16 protein-coding genes are annotated in these 14496 nt (G+C 74.8%); 11 read left to right on the plus strand and 5 right to left on the minus strand.

Annotated elements, in window-relative coordinates; all coding sequences use genetic code 11:
• Positions 1-311: 311 nt before the first annotated feature.
• A complete protein-coding gene (locus ACYP53_RS40210; protein WP_189925913.1) occupies positions 312-905 on the minus strand; it encodes an isochorismatase family protein in 594 nt (197 codons plus the stop codon).
• A 349-nt stretch (positions 906-1254) separates the two neighbouring features.
• On the opposite strand from ACYP53_RS40210, the gene ACYP53_RS40215 reads away from it, so the two are divergent.
• Together ACYP53_RS40215 and ACYP53_RS40220 are read left to right on the plus strand one after the other, a co-directional pair.
• Positions 1255-1926, plus strand: coding sequence for a DUF4097 family beta strand repeat-containing protein (locus ACYP53_RS40215; protein WP_459651084.1), 672 nt, complete (start codon positions 1255-1257; stop codon positions 1924-1926).
• 38 nt (positions 1927-1964) lie between these two features.
• Positions 1965-3089, plus strand: coding sequence for a serine hydrolase domain-containing protein (locus tag ACYP53_RS40220; protein ID WP_189925916.1), 1125 nt, complete (start codon positions 1965-1967; stop codon positions 3087-3089).
• A gap of 87 nt (positions 3090-3176) precedes the next feature.
• Here the strand turns inward: ACYP53_RS40220 and ACYP53_RS40225 are convergent, their stop codons facing one another.
• Complete coding sequence (locus ACYP53_RS40225) at positions 3177-3707, minus strand: MarR family winged helix-turn-helix transcriptional regulator (protein ID WP_189925918.1); 531 nt, start codon at positions 3705-3707, stop codon at positions 3177-3179.
• Between the two features lie 107 nt (positions 3708-3814).
• On the opposite strand from ACYP53_RS40225, the gene ACYP53_RS40230 reads away from it, so the two are divergent.
• Entirely contained in the window at positions 3815-4705 is an 891-nt protein-coding gene (locus ACYP53_RS40230) for an NAD-dependent epimerase/dehydratase family protein (RefSeq protein WP_189925920.1), read from the plus strand.
• Positions 4706-5179: 474 nt separating this feature from the next.
• Here the strand turns inward: ACYP53_RS40230 and ACYP53_RS40235 are convergent, their stop codons facing one another.
• Positions 5180-6106, minus strand: coding sequence for an AraC family transcriptional regulator (locus ACYP53_RS40235; RefSeq protein WP_189923428.1), 927 nt, complete (start codon positions 6104-6106; stop codon positions 5180-5182).
• Positions 6107-6203: 97 nt separating this feature from the next.
• Between ACYP53_RS40235 and ACYP53_RS40240 the strand changes: the two genes are divergently transcribed.
• The 6 genes from ACYP53_RS40240 (at position 6204) to ACYP53_RS40265 (ending at position 11482) form a co-directional block, all read left to right on the plus strand.
• Complete coding sequence (locus ACYP53_RS40240; RefSeq protein ID WP_189923247.1) at positions 6204-7076, plus strand: NAD(P)H-binding protein; 873 nt, start codon at positions 6204-6206, stop codon at positions 7074-7076.
• 108 nt (positions 7077-7184) lie between these two features.
• Positions 7185-7952 carry a protein kinase domain-containing protein gene (locus tag ACYP53_RS40245; RefSeq protein ID WP_459651085.1) on the plus strand — a complete coding sequence of 256 codons (768 nt, stop codon included), beginning with the start codon at positions 7185-7187 and terminating at the stop codon, positions 7950-7952.
• Positions 7953-8016: 64 nt separating this feature from the next.
• Positions 8017-9030 (plus strand): hypothetical protein, encoded by a 1014-nt coding sequence (locus tag ACYP53_RS40250; RefSeq protein ID WP_459651086.1) that lies wholly within the window; start codon positions 8017-8019, stop codon positions 9028-9030.
• A gap of 271 nt (positions 9031-9301) precedes the next feature.
• The gene (locus tag ACYP53_RS40255) at positions 9302-10048 is read left to right on the plus strand and encodes a DUF4232 domain-containing protein (RefSeq protein ID WP_459651087.1); all 747 of its coding nucleotides are present in this window, start codon (positions 9302-9304) and stop codon (positions 10046-10048) included.
• 188 nt (positions 10049-10236) lie between these two features.
• Positions 10237-10773: a hypothetical protein gene (locus ACYP53_RS40260; protein ID WP_459651088.1), complete on the plus strand. Its 537-nt coding sequence runs from the start codon at positions 10237-10239 to the stop codon at positions 10771-10773.
• A gap of 199 nt (positions 10774-10972) precedes the next feature.
• Positions 10973-11482, plus strand: coding sequence for a transglycosylase SLT domain-containing protein (locus ACYP53_RS40265; RefSeq protein ID WP_189923257.1), 510 nt, complete (start codon positions 10973-10975; stop codon positions 11480-11482).
• 103 nt (positions 11483-11585) lie between these two features.
• On the opposite strand, the gene ACYP53_RS40270 is transcribed toward ACYP53_RS40265, so the two are convergent.
• On the minus strand, positions 11586-12173 hold the full coding sequence (locus ACYP53_RS40270) for a TetR/AcrR family transcriptional regulator (protein WP_308437632.1): 588 nt from the start codon (positions 12171-12173) through the stop codon (positions 11586-11588).
• Positions 12174-12292: 119 nt separating this feature from the next.
• Between ACYP53_RS40270 and ACYP53_RS40275 the strand changes: the two genes are divergently transcribed.
• The gene (locus ACYP53_RS40275) at positions 12293-13255 is read left to right on the plus strand and encodes an NmrA/HSCARG family protein (protein ID WP_459651089.1); all 963 of its coding nucleotides are present in this window, start codon (positions 12293-12295) and stop codon (positions 13253-13255) included.
• Positions 13252-14133 carry a TIGR03620 family F420-dependent LLM class oxidoreductase gene (locus ACYP53_RS40280; RefSeq protein ID WP_459651090.1) on the plus strand — a complete coding sequence of 294 codons (882 nt, stop codon included), beginning with the start codon at positions 13252-13254 and terminating at the stop codon, positions 14131-14133. Before ACYP53_RS40275 ends, ACYP53_RS40280 begins: the two co-directional genes overlap by 4 nt.
• Before the next feature lie 83 nt (positions 14134-14216).
• On the opposite strand, the gene ACYP53_RS40285 is transcribed toward ACYP53_RS40280, so the two are convergent.
• Positions 14217-14417 carry a hypothetical protein gene (locus ACYP53_RS40285; protein ID WP_459651091.1) on the minus strand — a complete coding sequence of 67 codons (201 nt, stop codon included), beginning with the start codon at positions 14415-14417 and terminating at the stop codon, positions 14217-14219.
• Between the last annotated feature and the right edge of the window lie 79 nt (positions 14418-14496).

The following is a 14496-nucleotide window of genomic DNA, read 5'->3' on the forward strand; positions in this document are numbered from 1 at the left end:
GGTCGGCGGTGCGGGGGAGTCCTCGCCCCCGCCGGGTCTGTCGCCCTGCTGCGTCCGGTCGTCCATGTGTCCGGTGCTCCCTGCTCCTGTCGTGCCCGCCGTCCCCGGCCGCCGGCCGCGCCGATGCGGACGCGCCGTGCCTGCCGGCGCGGCACCCTACGGCACGACGACCGACGACGAGGACGCACCCCGTGGACAGCGGGTTCCCGGCCCCCGGGGGCGGGCGGTCGCGGCACCGGTGCTTCGCACAGCGTGCCAACCATTCGGCGGCGCCCCGGCCCGGCCGGGTAGCAGGGCAGTGGGGCAGCCGGTCAGGCGAGGACGACGGGGTTGCCGGTGAGGTGGACGCCGGCCTGGCGCAGTTCGTGGAGGGCCGCGGTGGTGGTGTCGGTGGCGACGCCGGCGGTGTAGTCGAGCAGGACGCGGACGGTGAAGCCGGCCCGTGCGCCGTCGAGGGCGGTGGCCTTGACGCAGTGGTCGGTGGCGATGCCGACGACGTCGAGGTCGCTGACGTCCCGGGCGCGCAGCCAGTCGGCGAGCGGGGTGCCGGCCGCGGTGAAGCCTTCGAAGCCGCTCTTGGAGGCGGAGTGGGCGCCCTTGTAGAAGACCTCGTCGACGGCCTCGGACGCGGCGGTGGGGGCGAAGTGCGGGTGGAACTCGCTGCCGTCGCTGCCGGCGACGCAGTGCACGGGGAAGGAGTCGCGGAAGTCCGGGTGGTCGGAGAAGTGTCCGCCGGGGTCGAGGTGGTGGTCGCGGGTGGCGACGATGTGCGCGTACTTGCTGCCGGCGCCGCGCCGGGCGAGGCCGGCGATGGCGCGGGCCCGGTCGGCTCCGCCCTTGACCGGGACGCTGCCGCCCTCGCAGAAGTCCTTCTGTACGTCGACGACGATCAGTGCGCGGCGCATGGTGTGGCCCTTTCCGGCGGGGGATCCGTGTCCCTGATCCCGTGTCCCTGATCCGTGCCCGCCGACGGCAGGGCGGTCGCGTTCCGGGGGCGCGGTTCACCCGGCCGCCGGGTCCCGGGGCGCGCCGCGTCGCCTCCGTTGCCTCCGCGTAGCGTTCACCGTCAGTCCATTGCAATGGAACGGTAGCTGTCGTTGCGTTAGATTTACGCTCGCTGCAACGATTTAAGGCAGATGACCTGCTGTGATGTCACTTTCGCGCAATGAGTTGCTTGTTGAGATTTGGAAAGCAACGTAGCTTTTCCGTTGTCAGAAACGCGAAGCGCAAGTCCGCAGGAGCAGGAGAGAGACCATGCAGAAGTTCGACACCACCGCCCCGATCACCGCGGCCCTGGACCTCCCGGCGGGCCTGATCCGGTTCGTCGCCGACGAGCGGAGCGACACCACGGTCGAGGTCCTCCCGGCGGACGCCTCGAAGAACCGCGACGTGAAGGCGGCCGAGCAGATCCGGGTCGCCTACGCCGACGGCCTGCTGCGGATCGAGGCCCCGGCGGCGAAGAACCGGATCCTCGGCGACTCCGGGCGGGTCGAGGTGACCGTCCGACTGCCCGCCGGCTCCCGCGTCGAGGCGAAGGCCGCCCTCGCCGAACTGCACGGCACCGGCCGCCTCGGCGACGTCACCTTCGAAGGCGCGCAGGCCACGGTCACGCTCGAGGAGACCGCGGGCGCCCGCCTCACCGTCCAGGCCGGCGACATCCACCTCGGCCGCCTGAACGGCCCGGCGCAGCTCAGCACCCGGAAGGGGAACCTGCGGATCGACGAGGCCACCGGCGGCACCCTGGCGCTGCGCACCGAGCACGGCGACATCTCGGTCGTCGCCGCCCGCGGCGTCTCGGCCACCCTCGACGCCGGCACCTCCTACGGCCGGGTCCGCAACGCCCTGACCAACACCGAGGGCGTCGCCGTCGGCCTGGCCGTCACCGCGACCACCGCCTACGGCGACATCACCGCCCGCAGCCTCTGAGCACCACCGCGCACACCCACCACGAGACAGGAATCATCATGAGCGAGTCCCTGAACACCGTCGAGCGCCCCGTCGGCCCCGACCGTCCCGAACTGCAGCGGGCCATCGAGGAGTTCGTCGCCGCCGGCTTCGCCGGGATACAGCTGCGGGTCAACGACGAGCACGGCGAATGGACCGGCAGCGCCGGGGTGCGCGACCTCGGCGAGAGCGCCAAGCCGGCGACGGACGGGCGGTTCTGGGCGGGCAGCGTCGTCAAGACCTTCACCGCGACCGCGGTGCTGCAACTGGTGGCCGAGGAACGGATCGGCCTGGACAGCCCGGTGGCCGAGCACCTGCCCGAACTCGGGCTGGACGAGCGGATCACGGTGCGGATGCTGCTGCGGCACACCAGCGGGCTGTTCAACTACACCGGCGAGTACTACGAGGACGGGACGGTCGTGCCGGGCATCCCCGCCACCGGCAAGGACTGGGTGGACAACCGGCTGCGCGCCTACCGGCCGCAGGAGCTGGTCGAGTTGGCGCTGTCCAAGCCGGCGCGGTTCGAACCGGGAGCGGGCTTCAGCTACTCCAACACCAACTACACGCTGGCCGCGCTGCTGATCGAGCGGGTCGCCGGCCGCCCGTACGGCGAGGAGATGGGCCGGCGGATCCTGGAGCCGCTCGGACTGCGGGACACCGTCCTGGCGGGCGATGTCACGGACCTGCCCGAGCCGCACGCCCACGGCTACTACCGCTACCAGGACGGCGACGAGTGGAAGGCCGTCGACGTCTCCCGCCAGAACCTCTCCATGCTGCTCGGCGCCGGCGGCATGATCTCGACCACCCGGGACCTCCACACCTTCGTCTCCGCGCTGAACGCCGGCACGCTCCTGCCGGCGCCGCTGCTGGCCGAGATGCGCACGCCGCACGGCGAACTCGGTTACGGCTTCGGGCTGTTCGTGCAGGACCTGGGCCCGGACCGCGGCACCGTCTACCACCACAACGGCGGCGCGCCGGGCGGCTACGGGGCGCTGATGTACAGCTCGCCGGACGGCCGAAGGACCCTGACCGCCGGACTGACCACCGGGGACGCCGAGATGAACCCCGCGGAGGTGTTCCCGGTGGCCCTGGACAGGCTCGTCAAGGCTGTGTTCACCGTCCACGGCCCGGCGGCCGGCGCGTAGCGGACGGCCCTGCGGCCCCGCCCGGAGCCCGCGTCCGGCGGGGGCGCCGCCCTGAGGCTGCTGTCCGGAGGCTGCTGCCCGGCGGGGTCATCGACCGGCGGGGTCCCCGGTGTGGTCGCCGAGGGTGAGCAGGACGCGGCGCAGCAGGCCGGCGAGCTGGTCGCGTTCGTCGGCGGTGAGCCCGGCGAGCTGGTGCTCCTCGCCGGTGAGGTGGTGCTCGACGAGGCGGTTGGCCAGTTCCCGGCCGGTGTCGGTCAGGGAGATCAGCACCCGGCGGCGGTGGGCGGGGTCGACGGCCCGCTCGACCAGGCCCTTCTGTTCGAGGTGGTCGATGCGGTTGGTGAGCGCCGCGGAGCTGACCATCGCGGCCGAGCTGAGCTCGCCGGCGGTGAGGACGTGCGGGGCGCCGGAGCGCAGCAGGGTGGCCAGGACGTCGAACTCCCAGGGTTCGATGCCGTGGACGGTCAGGTTCTCCTTGATCCCGCGCTCCAGCAGGCGCGAGGCGCGGGAGATGCGGCCGATCACGGCCATGGGGGAGGTGTCCAGGTCGGGGCGGACCGCACGCCACTGTGCGGTGATGCGGTCGACACCGTCGTGCTGCGGCTGCTGTTCCGTCATGCCCCGGAGTCTAACATTTCGATGTGGAAATGTTTGACATCGCGGATCGAGCTTGCCTATAATTTCGACATCGAAATTTTCGACACCTTCGACATGGGGGAACCGTCATGAAGGTCCTGCTCACCGGCGCCACCGGCTACATCGGCTCCGCCGTCACCGAACACCTCGTCGCCGCCGGCCACCAGGTCGTCGCGCTCACCCGCAGCGCCGAGCCCCAGCCCGGCCGGGCCTGGCACGCCCAGCTGGTCGGCGACACCGCCGACCCGGCCTCGCTGGCCGGCGCCGTCACCCCGGACATCGAGGCCGTGATCCACCTGGCGCCCCCGAGCGGCGACGCCGACGTCGACACCGCCGTCATCGAAGCCCTCGCCACCCCACTGCGCGGCACCGGCCGCCCCCTCGTCTACACCAGCGGCGTCTGGGTGCTCGGCGCCACCGGCGAGGCCCAGGAGGTCGGCGAGCAGGCCCCGACCAACCCGATCGACATCGTCGGCTACCGCCCGCGGATCGAGCAGCGGGTCCTGGCCGAGGCCGGCGAGGGCGTGCGCGCGGTCGTCGTCCGGCCCGGCATCGTGTACGGCCGCGGCGGCGGCATCCCCGCCATCCTGGTCGACCGGGCCCGCACGCAGGGGGCACCCGAGTACTACGGCGAGAAGGACGTGCGCTGGCCCACCGTCCACGTCGACGACCTCGCCGACCTGTTCGTCACCGCCGTCGAGCGGGCCGAGGCCGGCACCGTCTGGCACGGCGTCGGCGAATCCGCCGTCCCGGTCCGCGACCTCGCCCGGGCCGCCGGCCACGCCGCCGGAGTACCCGCCGACCCGCACCCGGTGCCGGTGGACCAGGCCGCCGAGGTCTTCGGCCCGCTCTTCGCCGACGCGCTCGCCCTCGACCAGAGCGTCAGCGGCGCCGCCGCCCGTACCGCCCTCGACTGGCAGCCGACCCGGCCGGGCGTGGTCGCCGAGCTGGAGTCGGGCTCCTACCGGCAGGCCGACTGACCACCCGTACCCCCACCGCACCCCCCACCCGGTCGGCCCGGGGGCACACCAGCCCCCGGGCCGGCGCGGGGCGCGCGGGCCCGCACGGGGGTGTCGGGCAGGGACGGGAAGAGCAGGCCGGCGAGTGGCACCCCGGGTGGCCGGAGCCCGTCGGCCGGACGGCTGCCTTGCCCCCCACGACGGCGTCGCCCACCGGCACGACGGCCGCTGCGCCCACGGTTTGCGGGCGGAGGGCAGCCTCCTCTAGGCGAAGTCGAGGAGGCGGCCCCCCGGGTTTCCTCAGGGTGCGGCGAGCGTAACCCGGGCCACTGACAACAGCCCCGGCCGTCGGCCCGGCGCACGAAGCTCGACGGGGGCGCGGTGACCGTTCTCGACGTGGCGTGAGGCGTCGACCGTGAGCCCCCGGCCCACCTCGGCCGGGGGCTCACGTCGTCGTGGGCCGCGCCGATGTCCTCCGGTCGTCTGCCGGTCGGGTCAGGCGGAGGCGCTGCGGTAGCGTCCCGGGGCGAGGCCGTGGTGGCGCTTGAAGGCGTGTGAGAAGGCGAACTCCGAGGTGTAGCCGACCCGGGCGGCGAGCACGCCGAGCGGCAGGTCGGAGTCGCGCAGCAGGCGGGTGGCCAGCGCCATCCGCCACCAGGTGACGTACCCGAGGGGCGGCCGACCGACCGCGGCGGTGAAGCGGCGGGCGAAGGCCGCGCGGGAGAGGCCGGCCTCGGCCGCCAGCGTCCCGACCGTCCAGCTCCGGCCCGGTTCGGCGTGGACGGCCTGCAGGGCGCGTCCCAGCGCGGGATCGGCCAGGGCCGCCGCCCAGCCGTGCTCCGGCCCGTCCGCCGACCGCTCGGACCAGGCCCGCAGGATGAACATCAGCAGCGTGTCGAGCAGTGCAGGGACGACGGCGGCCGCGCCCGGGCGCGGGGACTCCAGCTCGCCGGCGAGGAGTCCGACGGCCGCGCGGAGCTCCGGGTGCCGGCCGGGCCGGGCGGCCAGGTGCAGGACGTCCGGGACGTCCCGGAGCAGCGGGTGGGCGTGTACCGGGTCGAGCTGGTACGCACCGCAGAGGGTGACGGTGTCCGGCTCCGCCCGCGCTCCCGTCTCCGCTCCCGTGTACGGACCCGTGTACGGCCCCGCCAGCGGCTCGCAGCGCGGCTCGGCGAGCGGTGTGCCGGGGTGGTCGGCGAGGGCGTGCCCGTGGCCGCGCGGCAGGAACAGCACGTCCCCCGCGGCCAGTCGGAGCGGCTCGCCGCTGTCCGGGACCAGCCAGCAGGAGCCGCGCAGGATCACCTGGAAGCCCGCCCCCGGCGCCCCCGGGAAGCGCTGGCCCCACGGCGCCCGCCAGGCCACCCGGGCCGAGCGCGGTTCCCCCGTCCGCAGCGTCGCGACCACGTCGCTCAATACGTCCACGCTCAATACGTCCACCCGCACGAAGGTAGACGATCACGCAGGAACGGAAGACCCGTACGCATGGGCCGCCCGGGCCTGCGAACCTACGGTCGTAGGCATGACGGACACACGAACTGACGCATCGCCCGAGGTCCTCGTGACCGGCGCCTCGGGGACGGTCGGCCGCCACCTGGTGCCCCGGCTCACGGCCGCCGCGGTGCGGGTACGGGCCCTGACCAGGGACCCGGAGCGGGCAAAGGAGCAGGCGGGGGAGCTCGTCCGGGGGGACCTGCGCGACCCGGAGTCGGTGGCGGCGGCCGCGCGGGGCGCGACGGCGGCGTTCCTCGTCTGGCCGTTCCCGACCGTCGACGGCGCGGAGGAGACGGTGGCGGCACTGGCCGGACAGGTCGGCCGGGTGGTGTACCTGTCCTCGGCGGCCGTCCGGGACGTCCCAGGGGCCGGGCCGCAGTCGCCGGGGCGGCCGGACGGCGAGATCGAGGCGATGCTCGTCCGCAGCCGTGTGCGGCACACCGTGCTGCGGCCGTACGGCTTCGCCGCCAACGCGCTGCGCTGGGCCGCGGAGATCCGCGCCGAGGGAGTGGTGCGGGACTACGGCGGGGCGGCCGGGCTCAATCCCGTCGACGAGCGGGACATCGCCGAGGTCGCCGCCCGGGTCCTCACCGGGGACGGCCACGACGGCGCCCGCTACGTCCTCACCGGGCCGGAGGCGCTCACCCGGGCCGAACAGGTCCGGATCATCGGCGAGGCGGCGGGACGGCCGACCCGCTGGGAGGAGATCCCGCGCGGGGCCGCCCGGGAACGGATGCTGGCCGACGGGTGGCCGGCCTCGATCGCCGACGGGGCGCTCGACTTCCTGCACGCCCGGATCGGCGATCCGGAGCCGGTCACCGACACCGTCCGCCGGGTCACCGGGCGCCGGCCCCGTGGCTTCCGGGACTGGGCGGCCGAGCACGCGGCGCGGTTCCGCTGAGAGGCGGGCACGTCGCGGGTACGTCCGGGTGCCGCACACTGGTCGCCGCGGTTCCGTACGGACTCCCGGAGGAGGGGGCCAAGGGGCCGAGTCGGCGAGGGGCCGGGAGTGGCTGGGGGCGGCGTGGAGATCGGCAGCGTGGTCGGCGGGCGGTACCGGATCGAGGTCGGCGGGGCGGGGGAGGTCCGGTACGCGCGGGACACCGCGTCGGGACGGCCGGTGGCGGTGAAGACGCCCGCCCGGGCGCCGGGACCGGCCGTCCGGCTGCGCCACCCGGGGATCGTCACGGTGCTCGACGCGGGCGAGCACGAGGGCCGGCCCTTCCTCGTCATGGAGCGGCTCGACGGGTACACGCTGGACGGCCACCTGCTGGACGGCGGCTACCGGGCGGCCCAGGTCGCCGAGTTCGGGGCCCAGGTCGCGGAGGCCCTGGCGGTCGCGCACCGGGCCGGGATGACGCACGGCGGGATCGACCCCGCCCGCCTGCTGCTCACCCCGGCCGGAGTCGTGAAGATCCTCGGCTTCGGCACCCTCGCCCCGGCCCGGACGCCCGACCTGTCCGCGCTCGGCGCCACACTGCACCAGCTGCTCGCACACCCGGCGCCGCCCGGCCCACCGGACGGGCTCGGCGCGCTGCTCTCGGAACTGCGGGACGCACCGCCCGAGTCGGACCCGCGGCTGACCGAGGAGTTCGCCGCCCGCTTGCGCCGGCTGGCGCAGGAACCGGCCGAGCCGGAGCCGACCGAGGCGGCTGAGGCGGCCGAGCCGGCTGAGCGGCCCTGGCAGCAGCGGCTGCTGCTGGAGTGGGTGCCGGCCGTGGTGATCTGTGCCGGGCTGCTCGCGGTGACGGCGTACGCGATCGCGGTGACCGTCTGACGGACCGCCCGCCCCGCCGCCGCGCCCCCGCCGGGCGTCGGTGGGGTCGCCTACCCTCTCCGGCATGAGCACGGAACAGCAGGCGGACGCGGTGAACGAACTGAAGGAACTGGACGAGCTGGCCGGTCGGCTGGGCCACCCGCAACCCCCGGTGCGCGGTGCCGCGCTCCACGCCCTGGCCGGACTGGGGCCGGCCGCCGCGCCCGCCGTACGGGCCGTCCTGCCGCTGCTCGGCGACCGGGGAGCGTCCACCTCGGCCGAGCGGGCCGTGCGGGCGATGGGGGAGGAGGCCGTCCCGGAGCTGCTGGCCGTCCGGGCGGCGGGCCCGGGCCGGCTGCGCCGCCACGCCCTGCACGCCCTCGCCGTGCTCGGCGCCTGCGACCGGCTGGCGGAGGGTGACCGGTCGGCGCTGGAACGCCTGGTGCGGATCAAGCTGATCACCGACCGGTGCCCGGAGCCGGACTGGGACTTCCACTGGATCGCGCTGCCGGGCGACACGTACGAGGGCGCGTTCGAGGTGCTGGGGCTGCACGACCGGATCCCCGCCACCCTGGCGATGGGCCAGTCCGGCCGGATCCACGACGAGGCGGTCGTGCCGGGCCCGGACGGCACCGCGCTGACGGTGCACCGGGTGTTCGTCACGCCCGAGATCGCGGGCTGGCGGCTGCTGTTCGGCACGGTCCTCGTGAGCTGCCCGGACACGGGAGCGCTGGAGCAACTCGCCGAACGCTGCGGCCGGGCGCTCTACTTCGGCCGGGACGGCTACGAGGACGAGCACACCTGGGCGATCGCCGAGCGCGGCCGCGGCATCGTCCGCTCCTACTCGACGTACCGCGAACCCGCCTGGACGGGCGAGCCGCTCCCCTGGGAGGAGCCGCAGACGGCCGACCCGCGGTGGGAGCCCGGCCTGTACGAGCCCAACGCGTCGCTGGAATTGGATGCCCAGGCAGTGGCGGCCACGCTCGCCGTCGACCCCGACGACATCGACGCCGACACCCCGATGACCGGGCACGGCTGGTTCGCGCTGACCGCGCCCGGCGTCGGGCACGGGGTCTTCCCCGGGGCGCTCTCCCTCTGACCGGCGGGCGCCGGGTGCCCGCGCCGCCACGGCCTGGGTGCCCGCGCCCGCCACAGCGTCCCACGGCGCCACCACGGCCGGGTGCCCGCGCGCCGTTGTCCGCGGACAGGGGGAGCCCTGCGTCAAGTCCACCGCACCCGACCGAATGTCACAGTCCCATCCCTGTCATGTCCTGACGATTGTGACGCCCCGTCTGCCACCGGATCCCGCCCTCCGGCCGTCCTGTGCTGTGTCCGAACAGTCAGCACGCAACCGCCACCGGGGAGCCACCATGTCCGTCCGCCACCGTCGTTCGCTGCTCGCCTCCGCCGCCCTCGTCGTCGGGGCGGGGCTCGCGCTGACCGCGTGCGGGCCCGACAACGCCGACCCGGCCGGCGGCTCGGCGGCCCCCGCGCCCGCGACGGCGGCCGCCACGCCCTCGGCGGGTGCCCCGGCCCCCGCCGCTCCCACCGCGAACACCCCGGCCACCGCGGGGACTTCGCACACCGCCGCGCCCGCCCCGCACACGCCGTCCGGCGCGAGCCCGTCCGGCGGCACCCGCCCCGACGGCGGGGGCGCCGGCTCCACCGCCCGCCCGTGCGACATCCAGAACCTCGCGATCAACGCGGCGGCCCGCGCCGGGGCCCCCAACCAGTGGGTGATAGAGGTGCACAACACCGGTGCGGCCGCCTGCAGCCTGAGCTCCTCCCCGGGGGTCGACCTGGGCAACTCCACCGCCCGCGACCAGAGCAAGAACATCAAGCCGATCCTCGCCAGCGGCACGCTGCGCGTTCCGGTCGCGGCGGGCCAGAAGGCCTACGCGGTGATCGACCTCGACCCGAGCGGCGCCACCACCGGAACCGCCCCCGGCATCAACGAAATCAACGTGCTGGTCGACGACGAGGGCACCAACATGCCCCTCGCGAACACCCGCAACTTCCCGCTGCCCGGCGGCGCACACGTCCTCAACCCGCAGATGGGGCTTTACCGCCCCACCGTCGCCGAGGCCGTCACCTCCATGGCCGGCGCCGGCAAGTAGGCCCCGCCGCACGGCCGTCGCGTTCCGGCCCCGGGGTCCCGGTTCCGGGGTTCCAGCTCCGGGGGTCCCGGCTCCGGGTCCCGGCCCCCGGGCCGGTCGGACGGGCGGTCAGCCCCCTGTGCTGTACTACGTGCTCGTCCCGTCGTCCCTTCGTGCACGCCGTGCATCGCCTCCGGAGCCACCACCCGATGAGCCCCACCTGCCCGACGTGCGCCGCGGCGGACGAAACCGTCGCCGTACGGAAAGCCCTGCTGGACTCCGACCGCCCCCTCGACCCGCCGACGCGGGAACTGCTGTCGCTGCCACCCGAGCCCGGGGGCACGACCGGAGCCGCGATCACCCTCTTCGTCCTCGCCGGCCTCCTCGCCCTGCTGGGCCTGCACACGCTCCTCTCCGGCGACGGCGGCGGCAGCTCCGACCCCGCCTACCGGATCGGCTACCGCTACGGCGTGTTCCTCGTCGCCGCGATCCTGCTGGGGATCTGGCTCGCCGTCCAGTCCGGCCACCGGAGCCGCCGCGGCGACACGGCGGACCAGTGGCCCCGGACCTACGAGCAGTGGCAGCAGCTCCAACAGGTGTGGCGGGAAACCTGGTTGTGCCGCCGCTGCCGCGTCGCCTTCCTCCCCGCCACCTCGCCCGCGATACCCCTGGAGCGGTTCCCCCAGTGGACGGAGGCCGTCGCCCGCCAAGGCGACCGCCCCGGCACCCCGACCACCTCGGACTGACCACACCACCGGGCCCCCGGCGGCGGGCGTCGGCCTCGGCGACGGGTTTTACTGTGACGATCCGTCACCTCGACCGGTAGCACCGGCCCATGGGTGGTGACGGTCCGCGCTCGCGCGTTGACCGTTTGTCTACCAACGCTGCCTAGCGTCCTTCCTCGTAACGGCCCGACCCCGGGCCGTCGTCGAAGGGAGAACTCCCGTGCTGAGCAAGACCCGTGCCCTGCTGACCGGTTCGGTCGCCGTCCTGGCCCTCTGCCTCACCTCGACCACCTTCACCGCCGAGGCCGCAGGCGACCAGAGCGGCATCGACGCCTGCGCCCGCGAAGCCCAGTTGGCGGGCTTCGCGAAGGACAAGTCCGGCGAGGGCCGCAACGACGACGCGATCTACGCCGTGGCGATCGCCATGGCCGAGTCCGGCTGCGACCGCCTGGCCGTCCACACCAACCTGCCCACCGACCCCGACCCGGGCACCAAGGACCTCGGCGCCTGGCAGATCAACGAGCGCTGGTACCCCGAGGTCCACTACCACGACGCCGAGGTCGTCACCGCCGAGAACTGGCAGGACATGGGCTGGTCGGCCCGCAAGGCCTACAGGATCGACAACGACGGCACCGGCCGCGGCTGGGCCTCCTGGGCGGCCTGGAACCTGGGCACCTACCAGAAGTACCTCGGCCCGGCGCGCGAGGCCGTCTACCGCGTCTGGAGCTGACCCCCGCGGCGGGTGACCACCTCGGACACCCGCACCGCCGGCACCCGCGTCACCTCTCCCCAGCCGGGCAGCCGGGGAGAGGTGACGCGGGCCCGGCGGACCGTCAGCGCGCGCGTACGCCGTCGATGGCGATCGTGAGCAGGAGGTCGGCCTCGGCCGGGCCGTCGCTGTCCTGTTCGGTGGCCAGGGCGATGGCTCCGACGAGTCTCAGCAGCCGGGTGGTGGTGATCCCGGGGCGGACGGCGTCCGCCGCCCGGGCGCGCGCGAGGAGGGCGTCTCCGGCGTCGGTGATCATGTCGTGGCAGGTCTCGCCCAGTGCCGGGTCCGCGTCGCGCATCAGGGACGCCCCCAGGCCCCGGTTGGCGACGGCGTGTGCGCCGACGGCGCGCAGCCAGGTGGACAGGGCGTGGCCGGGGTCGGGGTCGGTGAGCAGATCGCGGGCCCTCGCGCACAGGGCTTCCACCCGGTCCTTGAAGACCGCCTCCAGGAGCGCCTGCCGGGAGGGGAAGTGGCGGTGCAGGGTGGCCGAGCCGACTCCGGCGCGGCGGGCGACTTCCTCCAGGGAGGCGTCGGCGCCGTGCTCGGCGATGAGGGCCCCGGCGGCGGCCACGATCTTCTCGGCGTTGCGGCGGGCGTCGGCGCGCATCGGCCGCATCGGCCGGTTCGGCGGGGTGGCGGCGTCCTTGGGCACGGGCGTTCCTGACGGCTTGAAAAACGGGGTGGTCCTCCATATCGTAGCGAACGAGAAACGGAGGGACACCCCACTTATGGGGCGGCTCCCCTTCCGCACGGAAGCGATGGAGAAGAGACGTGGAACCGCCGCAGAAGACCGTCGTGGTGACGGGAGCGACCGGCCCGCAGGGCACGGCCGTGACGCGTCACCTGCTCCGCGACGGCTGGCAGGTGCGCGCACTGACGCGCGACCCGAACGGGCCCGGTGCCGTGGCGCTGGCACGGGCCGGAGCGCGGGTGGTGCGGGCACGGATGGAGGACGTCGACTCCCTGACCGCCGCGGCCGAGGGCGCCTGGGGCCTGTTCAGCGTCCAGCCCACCGTCGGCTCGCCCGGCACCGCACCGGACTTCACCGCCGAGGACGAGGTGCGCTGGGGCATGAACGTCGCCGAGGCCGCGCACGCCGCCGGCGTCGGGCACCTGGTCTTCACCTCGGTCGCCGGAGCGGACCGCCACCCCGAGGAGAAGGTCCCGGCGAACCTGGTCAGCAAGTGGCGGATCGAGCGGCACATCGCTGCGCTCGGCCTGCCCGCGACGATCCTGCGGCCGGTCTCCTTCATGGAGAACTTCATCGGCGGATACGCGCTGCGGGACGGGACGTTGTCCACCGGGCTCGCACCGGACGTCCCCCAGCAGGTCATGGCCGTCGACGACGTCGGCGCCGTCACCGCGCTGGCGTTCTCCCGGCCGCAGGAGTGGATCGGCCGGGCGGTCGCCCTGGCCGGGGACGAACTCACGCCGGTCCGGATCGCCGCGGCCATCGGGGAGGCGCTCGGCATACCGCTGCCCTACGTCCGGATCCCGATCGACGCGATCCGGGCCCTGAGCGAGGACTTCGCCTACGCCAACGAGTGGCTCAACACGCTCGGCTACCGCGCCGACCTCCCCGCCACCCGGAGGATCCACCCCGCCGTGATGGACTTCGGCACCTGGCTGGAGCGCACCGGCGCGTCCCGGATCGCGGCGTTCCTGGACTCCGCCAGAGACTCTGCCCCGGGCTCCGCCCCGGACTCCGCGCGCGCCGCGGGGCAGGAAGCGTGAGCGCCCGCCCCCACGGCCTCGGGCGGATCGGGATCTGGGCGGGGGACCTCGACCACCTCCCCGCCGCCGGGGTCCGGGAGGCCGCCGCCGCGGTCGAGGACCTCGGCTACGGCACCCTGTGGTTCGCCGAGACCACCGGACGGGAGGCCGTCGCGCAGGCCGCGATCCTCCTGACGGCGACCCGGCACCTCACCGTGGCCGCCGGCATGACCGACATCTACGCCCGCGACCCCGTCACGGCCGCCGCCGCGCAGCGCACCCTGGACGAGGCGTTCCCCGGACGGTTCCTGCTCGGCCTGTGGGACAGCCACCCGAGCCTCGCCGAGGACGTCCGCGGCCACCGCTTCGGGCCGCCCGTGGCCACCATGCGCTCCTACCTCGACGCACTGGACACCGCCCCGTTCGGGCCACCCGGCACGGCCTCCTCGCCCAGCCGCGTACTCGCCGCGCTGACACCCGACATGCTCGCCCTCGCCGCCGAACGCGCGCGGGGCGCAACGATGTTGGGTATGCCGGTCGAGTACACCCGCACCGCCAGGACCGTCCTCGGGAACGAGGCCCTGCTGGCCGTCACCCAGCTGTGCGTGCTCGGCCACGACCGCGCGGACAGCGCCGACCTGGCCCGCACCGCGGCCGCGGCCGCCCTGCCGAACCGTCGCGAACTGCTGCGAGGGCTCGGGCACGAGGACCCGGACGCGCTCGACGGCCGGCTGGTCGACGCACTGGTGGCCCACGGCCGCGCCGAGGACATCGCCCACCGCGTCCTGGAGCACCTCGACGCCGGAGCCGACCACGTCAGCCTCCACCTCGTCACCACCACGCCCGACTCCCCGCCCGTACGGCAGTGGGAGCGGCTCGCCCGGCGCCTCCCCGTCTGACCGGGCCCCCGGGAACGACATGCGCTGGGAGACACGGGCGACGGCTCCCCCGGCCGTACCGGGGGAGCCGTCGCCACTTCCCGTCAGTGCCCCTGGTTCTGCCTGTCCGTCACCGGGTGCACGGGAGCGGCGGTGTCGGCGGCCGCGTGGGTCTCGTGGGCGGCGGCGGATACCGGCGCCTGCGGTGCGGCGGCGTGCGACGGTGCCGCGAGGCCGAGCGCGGCGGATGCCACGACGGCGCTCATGACGGTCATCTTCGCGAGCCCGCCGGTCATCTCCGGCATGTGATACCTCCCCCGTTCATCACCCGCCCCACCGGCGGGAGTTGATGCTCTCAGCAAAGCACCGGCCGGAGGCGGTGGA

The sequence above is a fragment of the Kitasatospora sp. Ki12 genome (genome assembly GCF_054601375.1).